Annotated in this window: 17 protein-coding genes; 3 read left to right on the top strand and 14 right to left on the bottom strand. The window is 44.8% G+C overall.

Going from position 1 to position 19,559, the window contains the following annotated elements; all coding sequences use genetic code 11:
- The first annotated feature begins 57 nt into the window (after positions 1-57).
- The 3 genes from fdxA (JMX03_RS01870) to JMX03_RS01860 all read left to right on the top strand — a co-directional run bounded on the left by fdxA (JMX03_RS01870) (position 58) and on the right by JMX03_RS01860 (position 1,531).
- Complete coding sequence (fdxA, locus tag JMX03_RS01870) at positions 58-381, top strand: ferredoxin FdxA (protein ID WP_201594073.1); 324 nt, start codon at positions 58-60, stop codon at positions 379-381.
- A 96-nt stretch (positions 382-477) separates the two neighbouring features.
- Positions 478-801, top strand: coding sequence for a ferredoxin FdxA (gene fdxA, locus JMX03_RS01865; RefSeq protein WP_201594071.1), 324 nt, complete (start codon positions 478-480; stop codon positions 799-801).
- Positions 802-916: 115 nt separating this feature from the next.
- On the top strand, positions 917-1,531 hold the full coding sequence (locus tag JMX03_RS01860) for an REP-associated tyrosine transposase (RefSeq protein ID WP_265090437.1): 615 nt from the start codon (positions 917-919) through the stop codon (positions 1,529-1,531).
- A 247-nt stretch (positions 1,532-1,778) separates the two neighbouring features.
- On the opposite strand, the gene JMX03_RS01855 is transcribed toward JMX03_RS01860, so the two are convergent.
- The 14 genes from JMX03_RS01855 to JMX03_RS01790 all read right to left on the bottom strand — a co-directional run bounded on the left by JMX03_RS01855 (position 1,779) and on the right by JMX03_RS01790 (position 19,486).
- On the bottom strand, positions 1,779-3,284 hold the full coding sequence (locus JMX03_RS01855) for a fused MFS/spermidine synthase (RefSeq protein ID WP_201594069.1): 1,506 nt from the start codon (positions 3,282-3,284) through the stop codon (positions 1,779-1,781).
- 297 nt (positions 3,285-3,581) lie between these two features.
- Positions 3,582-4,097, bottom strand: a complete 516-nt coding sequence (locus tag JMX03_RS01850) for a pilin (RefSeq protein ID WP_320158296.1) — start codon at positions 4,095-4,097, stop codon at positions 3,582-3,584.
- A 548-nt stretch (positions 4,098-4,645) separates the two neighbouring features.
- Positions 4,646-5,143 carry a pilin gene (locus JMX03_RS01845; protein WP_201594068.1) on the bottom strand — a complete coding sequence of 166 codons (498 nt, stop codon included), beginning with the start codon at positions 5,141-5,143 and terminating at the stop codon, positions 4,646-4,648.
- A gap of 406 nt (positions 5,144-5,549) precedes the next feature.
- Positions 5,550-5,996 (bottom strand): type IV pilin protein, encoded by a 447-nt coding sequence (locus JMX03_RS01840; protein WP_320158295.1) that lies wholly within the window; start codon positions 5,994-5,996, stop codon positions 5,550-5,552.
- A 2-nt stretch (positions 5,997-5,998) separates the two neighbouring features.
- Complete coding sequence (locus JMX03_RS15245) at positions 5,999-6,619, bottom strand: type IV pilin protein (RefSeq protein ID WP_320158294.1); 621 nt, start codon at positions 6,617-6,619, stop codon at positions 5,999-6,001.
- Positions 6,612-10,604, bottom strand: a complete 3,993-nt coding sequence (locus JMX03_RS01830; RefSeq protein ID WP_201594066.1) for a pilus assembly protein — start codon at positions 10,602-10,604, stop codon at positions 6,612-6,614. Before JMX03_RS01830 ends, JMX03_RS15245 begins: the two co-directional genes overlap by 8 nt.
- 60 nt (positions 10,605-10,664) lie before the next feature.
- Positions 10,665-11,585 (bottom strand): pilus assembly PilX family protein, encoded by a 921-nt coding sequence (locus JMX03_RS01825; RefSeq protein WP_201594064.1) that lies wholly within the window; start codon positions 11,583-11,585, stop codon positions 10,665-10,667.
- Positions 11,586-11,629: 44 nt separating this feature from the next.
- Positions 11,630-12,733, bottom strand: coding sequence for a prepilin-type N-terminal cleavage/methylation domain-containing protein (locus JMX03_RS01820; protein ID WP_201594062.1), 1,104 nt, complete (start codon positions 12,731-12,733; stop codon positions 11,630-11,632).
- Positions 12,733-13,296, bottom strand: coding sequence for a type IV pilus modification protein PilV (pilV, locus tag JMX03_RS01815; RefSeq protein WP_201594060.1), 564 nt, complete (start codon positions 13,294-13,296; stop codon positions 12,733-12,735). The genes JMX03_RS01820 and pilV overlap by 1 nt, the downstream gene beginning before the upstream one ends.
- Positions 13,296-13,778: a pilus assembly FimT family protein gene (locus tag JMX03_RS01810; protein WP_227695117.1), complete on the bottom strand. Its 483-nt coding sequence runs from the start codon at positions 13,776-13,778 to the stop codon at positions 13,296-13,298. The genes pilV and JMX03_RS01810 overlap by 1 nt, the downstream gene beginning before the upstream one ends.
- Before the next feature lie 335 nt (positions 13,779-14,113).
- The gene (locus JMX03_RS01805) at positions 14,114-14,923 is read right to left on the bottom strand and encodes a ComF family protein (protein WP_201594058.1); all 810 of its coding nucleotides are present in this window, start codon (positions 14,921-14,923) and stop codon (positions 14,114-14,116) included.
- Positions 14,924-14,944: 21 nt separating this feature from the next.
- On the bottom strand, positions 14,945-16,393 hold the full coding sequence (locus tag JMX03_RS01800; RefSeq protein WP_201594056.1) for a phospholipase A: 1,449 nt from the start codon (positions 16,391-16,393) through the stop codon (positions 14,945-14,947).
- 340 nt (positions 16,394-16,733) lie between these two features.
- Entirely contained in the window at positions 16,734-18,848 is a 2,115-nt protein-coding gene (locus JMX03_RS01795) for a cytochrome c biogenesis protein CcdA (protein ID WP_201594054.1), read from the bottom strand.
- A gap of 128 nt (positions 18,849-18,976) precedes the next feature.
- A complete protein-coding gene (locus JMX03_RS01790; protein WP_201594052.1) occupies positions 18,977-19,486 on the bottom strand; it encodes a protein-disulfide reductase DsbD domain-containing protein in 510 nt (169 codons plus the stop codon).
- Between the last annotated feature and the right edge of the window lie 73 nt (positions 19,487-19,559).

Below are 19,559 nucleotides of genomic sequence, written 5' to 3'. Positions count from 1 at the left end.
GCTAAAATATGCCTTATTTTATTCATTTAGCCAAACCAATAACAGGTAGACATCAATATGACCTTTATCGTTGCAGATAACTGCATCCTTTGCAAACATACTGACTGTGTGGAAGTCTGCCCTGTAGACTGCTTTTATGAAGGGCCAAACTTCTTAGTCATCGATCCTGATGAGTGCATCGACTGCGCGCTATGCGAGCCTGAATGTCCAGCCAATGCGATATTCTCAGAGGACGAAGTGCCAAAGGGGCAAGAGGTATTCATCGAGCTCAACGCCGAGCTGGCACAAGTGTGGCCAAACATCACTGAGATGAAGGATCCAATGCCAGAAGCGGAAAAGTGGGATGGGGTGGAAGGTAAGATTCAGTATCTAGAGAAGTAGATCGCAAATAAATGCTTTTAAACATTGAAACCATCTAATAGCGTTATGCGGTTAGATGGTTTTTTATTAGTTATTTTCTAAAGTATAGGCCTCGATATGACCTTTGTCGTGACTGAGAACTGTATTCTTTGTAAATACACAGACTGTGTGGAAGTCTGTCCTGTTGACTGCTTCTATGAAGGGCCAAACTTCCTCGCCATCGACCCCGATGAGTGCATCGACTGTGCCTTATGCGTGCCTGAATGTCCCGCTAATGCGATATATGCAGATGACGAAGTGCCTAAAGGACAAGAAGTATTTATCAAGCTCAACGAAGAGCTGGCGCAAAAATGGCCGAATATTACGGAGAAGAAAGAACCACTGCCAGACGCTGAAAAGTGGGACGGGGTCGAGGGCAAGATTCAGTATCTTAAGCAGTAGATCGCGAATAAATGCTTTTCAAGTATTCGTAGATTTGTAGGGTGGGTTAGCGAAGCGTAACCCGCCTTTTCATAACATTGTTTGATAGACGGATTACATCTCATCAAACAATGTTATGAATTTAATAAAACCAACCCACCCCGCCAGAATCAATCTTGTTAATATACCCTTATTATTAACTTTTTCTGTATATCCTATGAAAAACTATCGTAGAAATAGACAAGCTGGTGCGACTTACTTTTTCACACTTTGTTTAGATGATAGACGCAGCTCCCTTTTGATTGACTATATCGATGAGTTAAGAAAGGCTTATCAAAAAACTCAATCAAAACTGCCTTTTACTACTGAAGCTATGGTCATACTTCCCGATCATATTCATGCGCTATGGACTATGCCTAACCATGACGATGATTACCCTACCCGTATCAGATTGTTTAAAAGTCACTTTAGTCGTCAGCTACCGCAATCGGTAAAACGAACGAGCAGTGTTAGTCGCATGAATCGTCAAGAAACTGGTGTTTGGCAACGCCGATTTTGGGAACATACGATACGTGATGAGTTGGATTTTAATAATCATATGGATTACATTCATTACAATCCTGTCAAACACAAGCTAGTCAGGCGCGCCGTTGATTGGGCGTATTCTAGTTTTTTACGTGAGGTTAAAAAAGGAAGGTATGCTGAAGATTGGGCTACAGAAGCATTTGATAATAGCGATATTGGAGAATAACAAGTTTTAGCTAACCTTTTTAATGAATAAGGCAGGTTACGCTATTGCTAACCCTACAATAGATGTATTATGAAAGTTAATTTTTCGTAGGGTGGGTTAGACTTGTCAAATTCTCGTAGAGAATGCCGTCAAGGCGTAACCCGCCGTTAAATATTTGGATTACGTATCTGGCGGGTTACGCTATCGCTAACCCACCCTACTCAATCTACCCTACTCACTTATAAACCAATCACTCTTCAATCACCACTCACAATCTTTCAATCGAGCGATAATAATATCTCTCTAATCGTGGTAAATCATCGGTATGCACAGGTTGAGTGTTATCAAAAAACGCCACTTGCGCTAAGGGTTGCCCACCAACGCAGGCAAAGTTGCACAGCAGGATATTTTGCAGATCTGTACCGTCATGGCTAGTCATGATGTAGGCCGAGTCGCCGAATACCTCACTCCAGTTTTTGAGTATCGTCTGAGTATAGCCGTGCTCGATGGCTGGCCTGCCGATGATATTTGCCATGATATGGCTGCTGGTCTGCTGAAACTGGCTCAGCGCCTCTAAGGTATATAAGTTGCTGGCGACAAACCTGCCTTGAAAGGCATCGATGAGCATGAAGTCATAGCGTAAATCGCTATGGCGATTCAGATAACCTCTGGCGTCATCACCGACGAATTCAATATTGTCCGCTATCGGCGCTTCCAAAAAATGCGCTTCGACAATCTCTGGCAGGTCTTTGTCGATATCGATGACGGTCAGCGCCATATCAGGATGGTGATAGGCCACTTCGCTCGGCGTGCCCATACCAGCGCCGCCCAAGAATACCAAGCGCTCGGGCAGGGTCTGCTCGATACTCTCGACTGCCCTTTCGCCATACCAGTGGCAGTTCTTTTTGATCGCAGGCATCCAGCAGCTACTGGTAGTGTGTCTAGGGTTGTCAGAGATGGTGACGGCCATCTGACCATCAGCGACCGCATAATTGATAAACCAAGCGCCAGTGGCGGTTTGCAAGCCCGTATCTGTTTTATTTAAGCTGATAAAGGCGACGGTCATCACCACCGCTGACAGTGCCAGCATGTAGTTGATGACAGGCAGAGACTGACTGCTAGGCTCGTCGCTCTGCATCTGTACGCCCAGACGGGTACACAGCCAGGCGCTAAATGCCAATGAGGTGATAAATAACGCCAAGCTACTCATCAAGCCGATATACGGCAATAACAATATCGGGGTGGCGGTTGAGCCCAGCACGCTGCCGACAGTGGTGATCGCCACCATCATGCCAGCGTTTTTGCCCGCATCGACGCCAGCCTTGCCATTATCGTCAGTGAGATTTTTATACTTTAACGATAAAAACTGGGTAATCAGCGGGATGGCGGTCGAGCCAAACGCCAGTCCGACACCAAACAGTAGCCCGACACCGATAGCGGCGATGATAGGGCTGTCGGTACTGGCGGTCATGGCGGCCAGCAGGGGCAACTGCACCATACAGGCGATGGCATGCGCGACTGCCGACCATGATAGGACGTGTCCCGCTTTTAGTAGCGCTTGTCTTGGGGAGGTAATCGACTGTGATAGGCGTCCGCCATACCAGTAGCCGACGGCGATGGCGATCAGTACCATGGCGAGAATGACGCCAGTGATGGCGATGGAGGCACCGATATAGGTTGCTGATATTCTGATGGCGTAGATCTCGATACCGAGACCGGCGAAGCCTTCAAGTAGTGCGATGACCAAACATATTGCCAAGACCTTTTTTTGCATAAAAACTCATCAGCTTATCGTGATAGATAGCATGATTTTACACTATTCTTGCTGGGATGTTGTCGCTGCGGGTAAGGCGGGTTACTCGCTTAGGGTCTATCATAGGCTGTGGCATTAGTCTTGAGAAACGTAAACAAACTGCACTGGAATTTTTGTTTTTCGTAGGCTGTGGCTTTAGCCCAGCTTTAAAACTTTGTAAGAACAAAATGCTGGGCTAAAGCCACAGCCTACGCTTACTGCGGGTAAGGCGGGTTACGCTTTGCTAACCCACCCTACTTAACTGTTTTGAACTTGATATTATAAAGCAGCGACATGGGTACAGTAACTGGGCAAATAAACGGCTGCGATACTACTGCTACAACGCCAAGTTCCCTCACTGCTACGTGACCATAAGATCTTCTTGTCTATCAACCGAGGATTAACTTGCGACGTTACTGTCGCGATGATACTGGTCGTCTCTGTCAGTGGATTGGTAACCTCTAGCACCGCCATACCACTGGATAAAGTTGCTCCTGTCAGTGAGTCATCTACGATTATATTGGGAACAATCGCCCGTGGGTTACATTCACCAGCACCGAATCCAATAACTGAGCTACCTGTTTGTAAGCACTCCTCTACTGGTAGTCGTAACTGCCCTAACTCATTGATGACTACCGTCGCCTGAGCTTTAGCAACATACATCTGATAATTAGGAATAGCGATCGCGGCTAAGATACCGATGATAGTAATCACTAACATGAGCTCAATAAGGGTAAATCCTGCCTGTCTTGGCAAGAGGGGCGCGGTGGGGTGACAAATTTGGGAGTGTTTCATAGCGTCATCATTGTAATATTGTTATATGTTTATGATGCAGGCACCGTGCCATAAAGGTCTGCCTTAAGATGACTATGATCTTTGAGATAAAAGTGAGGTTTTATCTCGAATGATTTTAATTGATTCAAATACAAAAAAGCCAAACATAGAGTTTGGCTTTTGGGGATTATACGAGGTGTTTTGTAAGCTGAGTTTTTAACCCAGCTTTTACGCTTTATAAATACTTAAAATTTAATGCTAAAACACTTTGAATGATTTTAAACATAAAAAAACCAAACACAGGGTTTCGTTTTTTAGGAATGGTATAAGCTGTTTTACAAACTAAGATATCGTAGGCTGAATTTTCAACCCAGCATTTCAACCTTGCAAAATATGAGCTGGGCTAAAAGCCCAGCCTACGCTTGCTTTTAATTTTTAAGTTAGGTTTGGAGAGCTGACGTCGTATGGTTTCAATTATTTTAAATAAAAAAAACCAAACAGTTCGTTTGGTTTTTTTTATTTAGGTTTTAATACAAATACTTAGCTACAACATATGAGGTAAACCTGACTTAACTTAGTACTGTGATTTCTTTAATTTCACAGTTTTTAGGTGCTAATTCACCAGCTACACTAGTTTCGCAAGCCCACTTACCTACACTAGCATCAGAACCTTTATCTCCTTCAACATCTTTCTTGGCTGCAACAGCGTCAGAGTCAGGGGTGCGTACTAATTGAATAAATTTTCCATTAATGCGACTGCTACCTTGAAGCTCACACTGAATTGTAGAATTACCATTCTGAGCAACGTTAACTCTTATTTCTGAACAGGCTCCTGTTTCTTTTGACAAACCAACGGCTGCTGGAGTCTTCAGACCAGCACTATCAATACCTTCAGATAGCTGAACTTCGGTATTGGTTTTTCCACCGCTAATATCAGCCAGACCTACAGTTACTTGAGATTTTGCCGTATAATTCTGATAAGCAGGAATAGCGATAGCAGCTAGAATACCGATGATCGCAACCACGATCATGAGTTCGATTAGGGTAAAACCTTTTTGAGTGTTCATAAGAACTCCTTTTGGGACAATGTAATGACAGCGTAGCCAGTTATAGTGCAGCATTGATATCTGTCATCAGTCATAAATATTATGGTTGGTGGTTAAATTAACCGTCTTGTCAGTACTGTTGCAGCTAGCGTGCCAACTTTTTGGATTTTGAGAAAATTTTATGGGTTTTTGGCAGGATAATCGGACTGATTAGTACAAGCGGTATTATTTATCTGACATATGGATATTAATCAAACACTTACTATTAAAGGCTTGGCGAGGTATTGAGTGACAATTTTTGTACATTTTGGATTGTTGCTATAAGGTTACTAAAATTGTCACCTTTTCCAAACGCCTTTCACACTATCTAAGGTTTAGTTGACGTTTTTTGTCAGTAACAATCAATGAAAAGTGGTTTTTTGTAATTCTATTTCCACTGGTCGCCTGTGCCACATTTTTTGTCTGCACCATCGCCGCGGCACTTAACACCCAGATAATTTAACGTCAGCGTACCATCATCTGCCATGCGCATGCTAGGTATAGGGGTGGCTGTGATTGTCCATTCGGATGTCAGAGGACTAGGAGTCATCGCAACACTGTAGAGAGCTTCGCCTTGCCTAGGATAGTTACCAGCCAGATCCGATGTGACACCCGTGCTAATGCTACGATAACTGCCTTGTTCTAGTTTTCGACTTTGGATCTGTGCAGAGATATTGTGCATCTCGCTCATCATGTCGGCACGCATACCTCTTTCTATATAGCCCTGATAGCTGGGATAAGCGATGGCAGAGATTATCCCGATGACAGCGACCACAATCATCAGCTCAACGAGGGTAAAGCCTCGTTGAGTAGCGGTATCTATATCATTCATCATCATTACCATCCCTGAGCGCCGTTACCACAATCGTCTGATTTGATAGTGAGAGTACTAGCTGTCATACACCGAGTTCCAGAGCTGGTCAAGAGGATTTTATGCCCGTTTTTGACATAGGCATCGGGGTTAGGCACTGCCAGCATTTTCCATGTACGTCCTGTGATATTGTCCACATCTTCAGTTGACACTAAGCTGCTAGGCGTGCCTGACGTGTCACCATCGACCAAGGTAATGCGGTAACGATAGTCATCACCACTGCCTGCTGGAATGTTGATGATGGTATTGGCAGTATCTGCATAGCTGTAGTCTTTATTGCCATTGCTGTCTGCTATCTGTGGCACAAAGCCTTTATAAGTCAAAGCACTGGCGCGCCAACGTTCCAACTCGATTTGTAGCTGTAGCATCCTAGCTTGAGCATCACGCTCAGCATTGATAATGATGTAGCGACGATAGCTTGGCACTGCGATAGCCGCCAAGACAGCTAGGATAAAAACCACAACCATTACTTCAATAAGCGTAAATCCTTTGTGCGCTGCTGCGTGTCTTGGATTATGCAGCATACATTGAGAGTAGCCTATTGGCTCGTTGCTCAATGTCCGCTGTAAGACGCTAAGCCTACTCATTAATCGACTCCGATAATTGCTCGTACCATCTGGTCGTGAATAAGCGATAGTTCATAGTACTGACATTGCCGCCGCCAGAGCCGCTAGCGTTGACATTATCAGCATCAATACTTGAGCCAGCACAATTGCCACCAGGACAGTTGGTATCTAGTCCTGATGCATTATTTGATGACCAAGCGGCACCGAAGTTGATTCGATTATCAGATTTGACAAGTTCACTAAACGACTGAGTGCCTAACATGATACGTGTCGTAGGATTGTCTGGATTAAATGCACCAAACGCCAGCTCTTGAATGCCTTTGCCTGCCCGTACAAAACCACCTGTACCATTTTCAGAGTCGTCTTGCTCACAGACACCGTAAGGCAGACAGTACATCTGACGCTCAGAACCACCGACGATCTGAGCGGCACAGCCACTGGTCTCATCATACTTCATCTCTGGGCTATAGGCCGTCATGTAATAGACACCGCCTATGGCTAGACCATCTCCCATGGATTTGACGTTTTTGACTTTGCTATTGCCATCAAACTGGGTTAGCGGATAGAACCAACCTTGGGACGTAGCGACATTTGGTCGCATCGGTGCCTGTACCCCTGCTTTGGTTGCACTGGTATCATTTTGATTAAAAGGTAATTCAGTCAAATCATCTGAAGTGAGATCTGTAGTGGTTAAACTAATCTTATCGTCTTCACCATACAGTCCAGGACTGGCGATATCTCGATCAATAATGCCAAACAGTCGATCGGACTGGCTGGATATATCATTGCGCAAGCGTGATATCGGATTGCTTCTATCACCAGAGGCTATATTGACTAGCGCAAACAGGACGCTTTTATCTTTATAAAAACTCACAGAAGGCTGACCATAGAACCGGCGCTGTAAACCTTCTGCTTCAAGCGTACCTGTATTGGCATCCAATACCTTTACGATGCGGCGGGTAAAGTTATTGATACCTGTACTACCGCTGATAGATTGCCCATTCCGCAGATCCACGCGGAACAACTGACCACCTAAATCACCAAAGTACAAATGATCTATCATGCCATCATCATCACGATCTAAGGTTGTGATTTTGCTGACGACACTATGCTTCATCTCTGGCACTTGGATATGCTTGCCAGAGGCACCTGACGATCGGCCAGAGATAGACCAGATAACCTCTCCAGTCTTAGCGTCTGCAATATAGACCGCATTGCCATCTGCCATCGACTTGACACTGCTTTGACATTCTGTAAATTCGTTGTCCGTAGCGCCTAGACGATATGTCGGATCTTCGTAGCACTCATCGTAACCACCACCGAAGATGATGACATCTTTGATGCTGTTTTTGCCTGTGCCAACTCTTATCCTGCCTGAGACTGGCTCGCTCCATACCTTTCCTAACGCTTGATAACCATCAGTGCTAGTATCTATGCTAAATAGCATTTTTGGACTGTTTAGGCTGCTGACATCTAGACCATACAATCCTTTGCCGCCTTGACGTAGGCCACCATAGACATAGACCTTGTCGGCTATGATTTTGCCAGAGGACTCAGATGTCGGCGAACTAAAGTCGTACTTATAGCTGCCTTGCACTGACCATGGAGCATCGACGCCAAAGGCTGGCGCATTTGCAATAGAACCTTCTGGCTGTAGGGCTTGAATCTGATTGGTTAAGATGGTTTTGGGAATAAAGGCCAGACTCTCTTGACCGCTATCTGCTGAGGCAATATGCAAAGCACCTTCCATTGAGCCAAACATCACATAATCATCTCGGCTGCTCTCATCAGTCGCTACCATGCCTGCATCAGCATCTATTTTTCCATCGCCATCACTGTCTTTGTCATTGGCGTTGATGTTGGCACCATAAGAGATGAGGGTCGGTCTGGAGTGGATCACACCGCCGAGTACTTTTATATCACCTGGTGGATTGGCAATGATTTTTTCGAGCTCTGCTTCCACACCGCCAGCTGCGGCATCGATACGTTCTGCTTCAGCTTGAATCGGGCTGGCATCATATCCTAAGAAGTTTAATAGGTACAATTTAGTCAAGGTGGTATATGAGCTATCAAGCGTATCGAACCCTTGCAGCTCCCCGTCTTTGACGCCTACTTTCAGGAGCTGTGTTTTTCCGCCCACGGTGTTTTCGACATAGACATTGCGTGTGGTGTTGTTTACACCTCCGATCTCTGGCGTCTTTAACTGAGCATAAAACCCGCCCGCTGTTATTCTATTGTTTACATTGACACTAACACCAGCTGCGTTAAGGATGGTTTCATTTTTTGTACTCCAGATATCTTGGGCATCTGGGTTCAAGTCGTCAGGGAAACCATCACCATCCTCATCGATATACAATCTTTTATTGTCTTGCCCAAACAACGTGGCTTGCTTGACGTGGTATTTTTTTAGATTACCTGACCATATTGCCAAATCACTGTTTACCTTTGGTTCTAACATCGGCAGATAGGCATAAGGCTTGACACCTAAGCTACTGAGCGGGTCAGCAGGTACAGTGATGGTACCTGCTGGCACACTAGGCAGATCTGACTTTAGGTCTTCAATCACCGATAGCACACTACCGACGATGTCTTTGGTATCTTTGGCAAAATAGAACCCACCTTGTCCATAGCCACCGACACCATCATAGATGCCAGTTTCCATGCCTAGGTTACATGCATTACGTGCATCGGGATTATTTCTGGCTGATATTTGCGAGCAGTCATAGTATTTTTTGGTATATTTATAAGGTGCGCCATTACTGTCGGTAAACTTATTGATCGTGATTTCTTTAGACTTATAATGGCTTGGATTATCGACCGTATTGAAGTCTGCGCCAAAGCCAACCATTGCGGTTTTGACGTTCTTTTTTGTTCTTAGCTGCTTGGCAAACTCGCCCATGCATTTCCATTGACCTGTTTGGTCACGAGAATAGTAATCCTTCTCTGTTCCATCTAAAAGCCCACCTGAACTAGGACAAGACAGTCTTGATGTATTTAGAGCTCCAGCCATCATATTTGTCAAGTCGCTTTGACTAGATACTCCATTTGGGAAACCATCGGTTAGCAGATAAACACCCTTCGCACCACACTGTTGAGTCTCTGGCGCAATATATTTTTTATTAGAATCGTTACCTTGCACAATCTCCTTATCCCTTGTGGCTCGCATACCACTGTAAGTAGAACCACCATTATAAGTCGAAGTGCCTAACATATAGGCAGCAGCATCGGCAAACGCTGGTGCCATCGGCGTGCCCCCACCAGGCTTTACATCTTTTCTTAGAAATTTGTAAATTTTCTCTTTTTGAGTAGCATTTAGGGGTTTAGCAGCTACTTGTATTTGGCCACGGCTATCAGTATAACCAAAGGCACCAACCCCCATGATGATGTCTTCATTAACACTCTCAAACTCAAGCAGCTCTATTAGTGCCATCTTTAGCTTAGACATACGGTCATATACTTTTTCCTCTCCTTTTAGACAATATTCTAAATGCACACCATGTTCTACTTCTTGATATATAGGGTTATATGAATCTGAATAGCCACCCTCTGTATTACTCGCAATACAGAGTTGTTTATCCGCACCAATTAAGGTTGGTACTGTATATCTATTCACATATCGATCTTTTGTCTGATGGCGTGGTACATCACTTTTATTAAGGTAATAGTAATAAGTTTTTCTACAATTCCACCAACTATTACAAGACTCGGTGTAAGCTCGATATACCCTATACAGCCCACTTGGTTTTTCATCTTCATAAAAGCTCACGCTACCACCCATACTACCTGACTTATCTAGCATCAGCATCAGCGTAGGCTTGTTTGATTCAGTGCTGGGTTGATAGATGGTCAGATCGCCAAGCTTGTTGTAGCTTGGATTGCCGACGACATCATAGCTGGTTCCTGAGTGAGTCGTTACTGAAGCGGTCATAAGCGCGCATACCGCTAGCGTGATAGCAGTTGGCCGAAACTGTTTTAATAAAGGCGTAGTAGATCGAATGAGCTTCATATTGAATTCCTGCTATATACTAGTTATAAATGTAACCCACGTTAACCGTTAACTTGCCAGCTAAGCTATTTTGCCAGTAGGCGTTAAGCCCAATAGATCTTGGCACTCTTGAGATATTTCACCAGTACCTTCACCATAATCTATACAGTTCTCAGTATCGACAACGTTCTCTAGCTTGGCTTCCTTGACCAACACCTTGGCCGGTACGCCAATCTTGGCCAAACACTCGTTGCGAGTTTCACCGAAATAGGTATTTTGGGTCGGATCGTCTTCATCTATTGCGGCTACAAATGATGCGGCGTTTTCGCTGGGTTTTTTGAGACACTCAGTAATTTTTGCGTCTGATACGTTTGACAATGCTGGCAAAAACGAGGTTGAGTGAATACGAAAGCTTGGCGAACTACTGGCCTGATCATCCGAGTTGATGGTTATCTCTAACGGTACATTCCCAAAAGGTGTCACTGGTAATGATTGAGTATTTGGTCTGGTCACTGACACCTGAGTCATCACGTTTTGACGAGCATTGACAAAGTCATCAGCTTGACTAGGTCGACAGAAACCTCCTGATCCTGCACCGCCTATCAGCTTACTTTGCCCAGATGGAGTATTAATAGTTGCCTCTGACATCTTAAAAAAATAGTTTTGGCGTGGACGATAACAAAACAGAACTTGGTCACCACGGTTTGATGTGGCACCAGTATTTAAAAAATAACCGAAAAACCCAAGCGGACCGAGAATATTGGCTTTTTCACTGCTGTATGTCGGATCATTGATGATATTTTCGATGTTTTTGTTGGATGTATCTGAAGTAGTTAACAGTAAAGTATCCACCTGATCGCTAGTCGCTAAGCGTAATGATGTCATGCTATTTCGTACGGCAATGGCACCTACTACAATAATCAATAGCAAAAACATTAAAACCACGATTAATGTAGCCCCATTTTGAGAGGTTGGTAGCTGATATCTAGGATACTTATTCATAATATTATTACCTAAGCGAGACAGGTTTGCACATCAGGTGTTGTTTACTCATCTACAATATTTCTTAATGTCACATACGACTCTACTACTGTACGTAGATATTTTTTGCTCAAGCCATTGTTTATAGTAGAACTTTTGCCCAATACAGTGAACTCAGAAGGGCCTTCTTCAGTCAGTACTGCATTATCAGAACGCAGAATCAGACCATACTTGATACCTACGATAGGTGGTTGGTCCTCAATGTCTAAGTCTAAATAATCTTTTACCGTATAATACTGTAATAGATCACTGTCTCTAGTCGACAATAATATATCGAAGTAGTCTACATTGGTCATAATCTCTTGGCCTGCGTCACCAAAATCTCTAACTTCACTATTGGTGGTAAACTCTACAGACTTCGGCAGTTTCTCTTCTGGCTTGCTTTGCTCAGCATAGTCATCCATGATTTCAGTAATATATTTACCTGCATCACAGTATAAAGAGAGCTCTGTGGGCTTCGAGGCATCCGGCGCCCTGAGATAAAAGCGCTCCACAATAACTTGTCCGTCAATGATTTCTTTTACCCCACCAATAGTGACCTGTCTGGGCCCTAAAGCGAGCTTACCTTCGCAATCATACATGTCTTGTGGAGCGCGATACTGAATGGTCAGCTGACCACTTTTTGAGCTTACATTACTTGCACCAGTCCATTCATTTGCCTGAGTACCTCCATCTTGGTCGCCAGTACGAGTCAACAAAGCTACCTCTATAGGAGAGCCTCCTAGAGTAATATCTTTAGGCAGTTTTGGATCACCTGCTAGGACTTTGGGGTTTCGAAAATTGTCCAATTCTTTATTACCATCTTCATCTTCTAGAGCATTGTTAGCACTAGTCAATACGATACCAGAGCCAGGCTCGTTAGCTGCGACATTATCTGCTAACCCCAAGTTTGCAAGGCGTGCTCTTCTTTCAATAATGGGCAGGTTAAAGGCAGCATCTTCGACTAATTCTGAAGCACTTGACTGTATGCCTGCTGTTTTTGCATTGATTATATAGACTTGTATTGCTGCTGCAGATACCAAGAGGCCTAAAAACAACGATATCATGAGCTCTATTAGTGTAAATCCCTTTTGGGTCTTATCACAATGATGACGGATTGAGGTCTTCATTAATAAGCCTCCATTACTAGACAATGTGAACCTAATTTATAAGATCCATTACTATTGCCACAAGCATTGTCAATACTATCGTCTAGAACAGGTAGCGTCTTACCCCATGAGGTAATGATGCATTGTCTATCGTTGATATCAGCCATATCTGGGCAGGTGGTCATATTGAGCATAATGTCTTGTTCACAGCCCAAGCTGGCAGCTTGCCATGTGTTCAGCGCTGCTATTTCTTCGGCGTTACAAGCATCTGATTTGCAGCTGTCTTGATCAAAGCTACTACTTGCTTGTGCAACTTTTTCGCAATACTTAGTGATATTATCTGCACCTTGGTTCAGGGTATTCAATGCTGTCATAAAATCATCGGTAGACAGAGTATTCAAGCGCATGTTTTCTGATAGCTGTTTTGACATGCTCATAGCACGACTACGTACCAAGCTCTCATCTGTAGCACTCAACGCACTTATCTGCAATGCACTAAACCCTAGCACAGCGATTGCCAATAGTAACAAAGACACCATGACCTCGATTAAGCCTACCCCACTCTGGCTATTTAATTGAGCCATTAACAAGTTCCTCCTGCTGCGGTACTTATATTAGCAGCTGCAGTGACAACAACTTGCATCGTGGCAGATGAATTTTTGCTATCACATATATTAAAGACAACTGTATCTGTACGTTTACTTGGATGAAATGTAATCGAGGCTTTATCCGCTTTTATTATATTTTTAGCATTATAACTATAGCTTGCCACCTCATCTGAGTTAGCATTTTTACTTATTATGACCATTGAGTGACTACCGTCATCAAAGCTAAATTCTAGAGACTGCCTTCTAATAACACTTTCGACCTTAGCTTCTTTTAACGCATTTACCAATGTGGCAGTCGTCGACTTTACCCGCTGATTGGCAAGTTGGGTACTGATATTGGGCGCAGCAATGCTGACAATGATAGCCAATACCGCAATAGTCACCATCAGCTCAATCAGGGTAAACCCTGCACTGGACATTGGTCGTTGGCGTGATGAGCTATTTATAGATGCATTCACATCAAAATCCTATTTATAACGGCTATAGTTATCTATAGCGGCTGCACATTTACTAAGGTACAACTACCTTTTATATCTTTATCAATACTGACGAATCTATTTAAAACGACTTTGCCTGTTTATTACTTATCACTCTTTACCATGCAAGATTTGTTCCAGTATATTCGTATACTGAAATGTGATTTATGCCAAATACGAGTACGTCAGACAGATCGTTGATTAAAGAGTCATGAGTCATGCGCAAAAGCAAACACAATAAATCATACGGAAACAAATCTGTAGTATTAAGTATACATAATTATTGCATTAAAAACTTAATCTCTACAACTGTATGGTCATTTGCCCATATTGCCATGCGCGAGTGCGTAGGCAGATAAGTGATAACGCTTGGATTGAGTGGTGCTGTCTTGATCAGTCAAAAAGGCAGGAGCAGACTGCTGATATAAGGTACGTGCTAGCGCCTGTAAGCTGGCACCCGTCGTCGCAACATCATCAAACAACAAGATACGCTTGACTGGAGGCAGCTCACTGAGCACAAAGGCATTATCAAGATTGGTGAGACGCTCGGCTCGTGTGAGACCTTGCTGGCTAATGGTGTCATCGACGCGTTTGACGCCGTGCCACAGCGGTATTTGCCAGTGCTTAGAGAGATAGAGCGACAAGATAGTCACTGGATCAAATCCGCGCTTTACCAAGCGGTTTGCGGTAGTGGGCATAGGCAGGATGACGCTGTTGCCACTATGGCAGCCTGTTGGTCTGGGTAGCTGACGTATGACATGCACGAGAAGTGGCAGCTTGGTCATGTCCTCATGATGCTTAAAGGCGCGAATGACTTGCCGAAGTGGATAATCGTAATAGGTAGCCGCTTGAATGGGCAATGAGGTGCCAGCGGCGATATCGACAGTGAAAGCGGTCGGTCGCCACGCTATGCTGTCATGACAGCGTGAACATAACAGACCTTTATTGAATTTATAATGCAGCCGACTGAGAAAAGATTGAGTACTATTATGGGTATGAGATAGGTTATTTGATTGCCAAGAGGCTAGATCTTGCGGAGCGCTGCGATAGACATGGCATAGCTGACAGCACAAATTAATATACTCTGCCAGCCATAAGCCACTTTGATATGGTGCTAAGCGCTGCATCAGTTATGCTTTATCGATTCATTAAAACCCTTTCCAATCATTGAGCACTATACCAACACCGATAGTCGTATTCTCATGGTTATAATCAATGAGGGATTCGCCATAACCGTGGAACAGTTGCACATAGCCATTGACATTCTTTGTTAATGGGTAGATGTAGTCAATCTGTGCTGCGCCTTTTTTGGTCTCAGTATTATAGCGTAAGGTACTACTGATGCTCTGCTGTTTGGGCAAATCATATAACAAAGTCAAATCACCATGACCCATGTAGTCTGTGATGTCTGGGTTATCGTCCGTATCAGAGCTTTCATTTTTTATTCGCGTCCAAAGGCGTGGTATGACTGAGAGTTTACCCCATTCAGCACCGCCCATCAGATAAGCACGATTCCATGACCGTGAGATAGGGTCAGAGCGACCATTTGAATGATGCACAGCCCCCACTCCGAGCATACGCAGACGCCCTCCAAAAGGCAGATCGGCGGTGACCGGTTGAGTCAAGAAAATCTCTGGTTGATAGTCAGTCGCGCGAAACGGTCTTGAGTTGTCTTCGTTATAGACCTGCCAGTGCGCTTGCTGAGTATAACCAAACCACAGATCAGATCTGGTATTGAACAAGTCCTCGGCGACTTTGGTTTTTAGAGACAACTGGAACTTTAGCTCTGTATTGCGTATCTCATTAGGGGTGTACTCTCTTCTCTCTACTTCTTCGCTACTTGAGGTGGGGCTAAGATTGGGATCGAAGCTATAGAACAGAGGCAATACATAGTTAGGATTGTGTGGCCTGGCTGTCCACGTACCACGTTCGCCGTTTTGATCGAGATCATAAGCCATGCTGAGTGGAGTGTACCTTTCGATATCTGTTTGCGTGACGCCCACATCCTTTAAGACTTGCGCTTCTCTTTTGGTCAGTCCGATGGTATCTAGACGCTCATTGGATGCTGTCTGTTCGGCAAGTTGTTCAGTCGTCTCATCCTCTTCGGCATCCTGCCCTGCGAGTACGAACTGCGGATTGCCTGATATCGTTTTCTTGATAGTCCTTGCTAGATCTACAGGCTGTTTGTTCATAGTAAAGCTTGGTGTTTTGCCTTGATCGGCCACCTTATCATAACAGGCCAAACGCGCCGCACTGGCTTGTACTTGCGTGCACTCTAAAAATAGATTGGTCTGCTGAGATATGAACTCCTCACTTAGCCATTCCATATTATCAGTAGTCGCCATAGGATCTTCTAAGCGCAAAACAGCCCCTTGTGGCGACTTATAAGTCTGCTCTATTGATACACCTTCCATAGGTAGCTCGTTATAGACTTGACCATTGCTGGCTGCATGTCCTTGAATGCTAAAGCAAGTCAACGCTACACCGACAGCGATGCTGAGATAAGTCTTGCAACCTTGAGATGCTGTGTCTTGATCAGTATTAGCAGTCGTACTTGGGCAATTTGCCTGACGCGGTGAGATATTGTGAGCAAACATAAAAATCCTTTATCTTACTGGCAGAATGACCAGTAAATATTGAAGTAGCTATTATCAAACGACTGAGTATTGAATACGCTCTGGTCTCTGACCTAGCATTGTTGCGTTATTGTAATGAAAATACGGACATTATACTAGCGTTATCAACATTATATACAAGCTTTAATTGCCAAAAACGTTTATTAGTTCAGCCCGCCAACAATGTTATTGATAGCGCCATCCGCAGCTACTAACCTATTCATCTTTAACAAAAAATCCAGCGCACTGCTCTTAGCAATACGCTGGATCTGAGACACAATAAGACGTTATATGTACAGGATGAAGAGTTACGCGCTCTGCGTTATCGATTGAGCGCCGTCAAGGTCTGCTCAAACTCTGAGCGACCAATCTCACCCACTTGCTGATTCACCAGCTGACCATCCTGATAATACATCAATGCTGGCGGGCCAAATAACTTATAGCGTGATAAGACCGCTTTAGAGTGCTCAGTGGTGTCCGTGATATCAAGTCTCACCAACTGCCACCCTTGCATCTGCGCTGGACGATTATGGAAAAGGTTCTTGTCCATGATACGGCACTCAACGCACCAGTCAGCGGTCAAATCAACAATAACTTTGGAGTTGTCAGCGACGATGGTATCTAGCTCGGCAAGCGTGGTGATATGCTCATCTGAGGCACTACTATTGCCCAGCGCCTGACCATCAGCTGATTGCATCATCATCGGAGCGGCGCTCAGTGAGGCTAGTGGATGTAAACTATCATCATTGCCCAGTGCCGCGCCGACAATCAACATAGCTGCCCAAATACCTGCGACCAGAGCAAGCGCTTGGGTCAGCATTCGACCTTTACCGAGCCAGCTCCAGGCCCATGTTGCAACGACCATGAACCACAGTGCCCATACCAGCAGCATCACAGGAGAGATAAATACCCGTTCAACCAGTAGTAGCGCCACTGCAAATAGTAACAGCGCAAAGCCTAGCTTCACCCAGTTCATCCACTCGCCAGCCTTGGGCATAATCTTGCCTTGGGTCGCACCGATGATGATAAGTGGCACTGATAAACCAAACCCAAGCATAAACAGCGCGGCAAAACCAAGCAGCGGACTACCGATGGTAGAGACTGCAAGCAGCGCACCAAATAATGGCGCGGACACACAAGGCGACACGACCAATGCTGATAAGAATCCAGCCACCAAGCTACCGCCAGTACTACCAAGCTTACTATCACCCGCTTGGCTCAGGCCTTGCATTTTACGACTGATCGCATGGGGCAGACGAATCGTAAACACACCCAACATATACAAGGCTAATAAGACAAAAACAATGGCAAAGCTAATAAGAATAATTGGGTTCTGTAACCAACCGATAATACCCAAGGACTCACCAAATACGGCAATCAAAGCACCGAGCATACCGTAAGCCGTCGCCACACCAATGGCATAGCTGGTGGTCAAGATGACGCCTTTTTTGACGGTTGGATTCTGCTGACGCGCCACGATATTGGCAACGATGGGCAACATTGGCAAGACGCAGGGGGTCAATGCCAAACCCAGACCCGCTAAAAACAGCAGGCCTAGCGCCAACCAAGGATGCGAGGCTAAGCCGAACGGATCACCATCGACTAAGCCACTGCTACCATCTGTGGCACCACTATTATTGCTATTAACGACAGCGTCATCAGTAGTAGCATCTGCCCCAGAGATGCTATTGGTCGCCGTTGCGTCACCCTCTAGCGCATCGTAATCTATGACATCACTATCCATGACGTCATTATCTACAGCAGCACGCTCTAACCCATCGTCACCGATAACCTCATTGTTAGCGTCATCATTAGCGCTGGCCTCTTGCAGTGCTTGTGGTTGCGTAGATGTTGACGCCGCGGCAGTTGCAGACGAATTGGCCGCAGAAGCTTGAGAAGGCGCTGCCACGCTAATAGTGGTTTTAATCTTTTCAGGAGGGTAGCACAGCCCTGCTTTGGCACAGCCCTGCCAACCGATGGTCAGCGCAGCATTCTCTATTGCCTTGCCACTGGAGTTTGTCAGCGTGGTGGTTGCCACCACATTGGTTTGATCAAACACGGGCACTTGCCCAAAGGTGGGATCATCGATAGTCACCGCAGTCTGACTAAAAGCGAAGGGCGCAGCACTCACACCATCGGGTAAGCTCAGCATTATCTTGTCTTTGTAGACATAATGCTCAGGGGTAATATCAAAATTGATCGCTAAGCGTGTGCCCTCAGCCGTCGACTGAGTGGTGTGACCGACCTGAAAGGCCTCGCCCACTGGCAAAAACTTCTGGGCGCTGCTTTGGTTATTGCCAAACAAATCTCCCAAACTGACTGCTTGGGCGGTCGTAGCAGTCGTTGGCAGTCCTAGCATTAATGAGGTACTGACCAAAGCTAAGGCCCATATAGAAGACTTTTTATTAGGGGGTTTTTTTGACGTCATGTTAGTCATGAAGAGCTACCTTTTTATTGCTAATACCAAACCCAAAAAGTACGATTAACTTTTAAAGATGGTATAACTTATTATGACTAATACTTGAGCGGATTAATGCGCAGCGCTGACACTGCTCATTCAACTACTTATGGCTTAGCAATATTGACCTTAGTTTTGATTTTTTCTGGCGGATAGCACAGCCCAGCCTTGGCGCAGCCTTGCCAGCCGATGACAACAGGGACGTTTTTAGCCGCTTTGCCATTATTGGTGCTCAACGTGGTGGTGGCGACCACGCTTTTTTGGGTGAATACGGGTACACGTCCAAAGGTGGGATCATCAATAGACACGGGCGACTGACTAAACGTAAAAGGCGTGGCGCTGACGCCTTTAGGGAAGGTGGCGCTCAGTTGGTCTTTGTAGACATAGTGCTCAGGTGTAATATCGAACGTGATGGTTAAGCGCGTGCCTTTGGCAGTGGCTTTGGTATTGGTATTGACTTGAAAGGCCTCATCGACAGGCAAGAACTTAGATTTATTAGCGCTATTACCAAATAAATCGCTCAATCCAGCGGCATGGCTAGACATAGTACTCAACGTAGCACTGGCGAAAAATAAAGCAAACAACAAAGGTTTGATGATTAGAGATTTGATGGACATAGGAGTTACCTGTCATTATTAAAGCGTAAAAAACCAGAGCGTACAAATCAGAGTGTAATAAAAAATCAACCAA

It is taken from the genome of Psychrobacter fulvigenes (assembly GCF_904846155.1).
In the GTDB taxonomy this organism is placed as follows: domain Bacteria; phylum Pseudomonadota; class Gammaproteobacteria; order Pseudomonadales; family Moraxellaceae; genus Psychrobacter; species Psychrobacter fulvigenes.
The sequence above is the reverse complement of the archived record's forward strand: the minus strand, read 5'-3'. Positions and strand labels throughout refer to the sequence as shown.

Coding starts and splice junctions, on each gene's coding strand:
- fdxA (WP_201594073.1), top strand. CDS start 58: ATGACCTTTATCGTTGCAGATAACTGCATCCTTTGCAAACATACTGAC.
- fdxA (WP_201594071.1), top strand. CDS start 478: ATGACCTTTGTCGTGACTGAGAACTGTATTCTTTGTAAATACACAGAC.
- JMX03_RS01860 (WP_265090437.1), top strand. CDS start 917: ATGAATTTAATAAAACCAACCCACCCCGCCAGAATCAATCTTGTTAAT.
- JMX03_RS01855 (WP_201594069.1), bottom strand. CDS start 3,284: ATGCAAAAAAAGGTCTTGGCAATATGTTTGGTCATCGCACTACTTGAA.
- JMX03_RS01850 (WP_320158296.1), bottom strand. CDS start 4,097: ATGAAACACTCCCAAATTTGTCACCCCACCGCGCCCCTCTTGCCAAGA.
- JMX03_RS01845 (WP_201594068.1), bottom strand. CDS start 5,143: ATGAACACTCAAAAAGGTTTTACCCTAATCGAACTCATGATCGTGGTT.
- JMX03_RS01840 (WP_320158295.1), bottom strand. CDS start 5,996: ATGATGAATGATATAGATACCGCTACTCAACGAGGCTTTACCCTCGTT.
- JMX03_RS15245 (WP_320158294.1), bottom strand. CDS start 6,619: ATGAGTAGGCTTAGCGTCTTACAGCGGACATTGAGCAACGAGCCAATA.
- JMX03_RS01830 (WP_201594066.1), bottom strand. CDS start 10,604: ATGAAGCTCATTCGATCTACTACGCCTTTATTAAAACAGTTTCGGCCA.
- JMX03_RS01825 (WP_201594064.1), bottom strand. CDS start 11,585: ATGAATAAGTATCCTAGATATCAGCTACCAACCTCTCAAAATGGGGCT.
- JMX03_RS01820 (WP_201594062.1), bottom strand. CDS start 12,733: ATGAAGACCTCAATCCGTCATCATTGTGATAAGACCCAAAAGGGATTT.
- pilV (WP_201594060.1), bottom strand. CDS start 13,296: ATGGCTCAATTAAATAGCCAGAGTGGGGTAGGCTTAATCGAGGTCATG.
- JMX03_RS01805 (WP_201594058.1), bottom strand. CDS start 14,923: ATGCAGCGCTTAGCACCATATCAAAGTGGCTTATGGCTGGCAGAGTAT.
- JMX03_RS01800 (WP_201594056.1), bottom strand. CDS start 16,393: ATGTTTGCTCACAATATCTCACCGCGTCAGGCAAATTGCCCAAGTACG.
- JMX03_RS01795 (WP_201594054.1), bottom strand. CDS start 18,848: ATGACTAACATGACGTCAAAAAAACCCCCTAATAAAAAGTCTTCTATA.
- JMX03_RS01790 (WP_201594052.1), bottom strand. CDS start 19,486: ATGTCCATCAAATCTCTAATCATCAAACCTTTGTTGTTTGCTTTATTT.